Genomic DNA, 1094 nt, shown 5'->3' with positions numbered 1-1094 from the left:
CCTAGATTCAACTTGTAAGTGCATATCTCAATGGAGCTAGAAAAAGCGGTCAGTTGCCCGTAGGCTTCTCGCTTTTTCTCCGGCAAGAGTTATGCAATGAGACACTACAAGCAACTGACCTATGAGCAAAGATGCCAGATTGAGGCGTTCAAGAAAAGTGGTTTTACACAAGCAAAGATTGCGGTGGCTCTAGGCGTGAGCCAGTCAACGATATCAAGGGAGTTAGCGCGGAATAGTGGTCAGCGCGGGTATCGACACAAGCAAGCCCAGAGGTTTGCGCTTTGGCGGCGTGAAGAGGCCAGAAAGGTAACAAAATTGACACCAGAGTTGATTGGCTTGGTCGAGGATAAGCTTGCTGAAAAATGGAGCCCGGAGCAAATCTCAGGCTGGCTGCTCAAGGAGCACTTGATACTGTTGAGCCATGAGCGCATCTATCAACATGTGTGGACCGACAAGGCGAGGGGTGGCGAACTGTTCATGAACCTCCGGCGGCACGGTAGGAAGTATCACAAGCGAAGCAATGGTAAAACCAATCGCGGCCAAATCAGGAACCGTATAAGTATCGATGAGCGTCCGGTGGAGGTAGATGCGAAGAGTCGGGTTGGCGACTGGGAAATTGATACCGTCATTGGCAGAGGACATAGCGGCGCTCTGGTGACTATTGTAGAGCGCGTAACGCAGTTTACCTTATCTGCACAAGTGGAGAACAAAAGTGCAGAGGCGGTGACAGAGGCCACTATAGCTCTGCTGAAGCCGTATACGGCGGCATTGCATACGATCACGGCGGACAATGGTAAAGAGTTTGCCTATCACGAAAAAATTAGTAAGGAGCTTGGAGCGCAGGTTTATTTCGCGCACCCTTACCACTCCTGGGAACGCGGTTTGAACGAGAATACGAATGGCCTGTTGCGCCAATATTGGCCTAAGAGTACGGACTTTAAACAGATAACTCAGGGAGAGGTTGATGCAGTGGTATGCGATTTAAATAACCGCCCAAGGAAAACATTAGGCTTTGAAACACCAGAAGATTTAATGGATAATTACTTGGCGGCACAAGCTGCATAAATGGTATGCGCTTCAAGGTTGAATCCGCG

At 49.5% G+C, this 1094-nt stretch carries 1 protein-coding gene; it reads left to right on the top strand.

Going from position 1 to position 1094, the window contains the following annotated elements; all coding sequences use genetic code 11:
• Nucleotides 1-96 precede the first annotated feature (96 nt).
• A complete protein-coding gene (locus Q5Y71_RS16910) occupies nucleotides 97-1065 on the top strand; it encodes an IS30 family transposase (protein WP_306043246.1) in 969 nt (322 codons plus the stop codon).
• The last annotated feature ends 29 nt before the right edge of the window (nucleotides 1066-1094 follow it).

It is taken from the genome of Microbulbifer sp. 2205BS26-8 (genome assembly GCF_030731025.1).
Classification (GTDB): domain Bacteria; phylum Pseudomonadota; class Gammaproteobacteria; order Pseudomonadales; family Cellvibrionaceae; genus Microbulbifer; species Microbulbifer spongiae.
The sequence above is the reverse complement of the archived record's forward strand: the minus strand, read 5'-3'. Positions and strand labels throughout refer to the sequence as shown.

What these genes read in the sequence shown, in the direction of transcription:
- Q5Y71_RS16910 (WP_306043246.1), top strand. Translation starts at nt 97, where the DNA reads ATGAGACACTACAAGCAACTGACCTATGAGCAAAGATGCCAGATTGAG.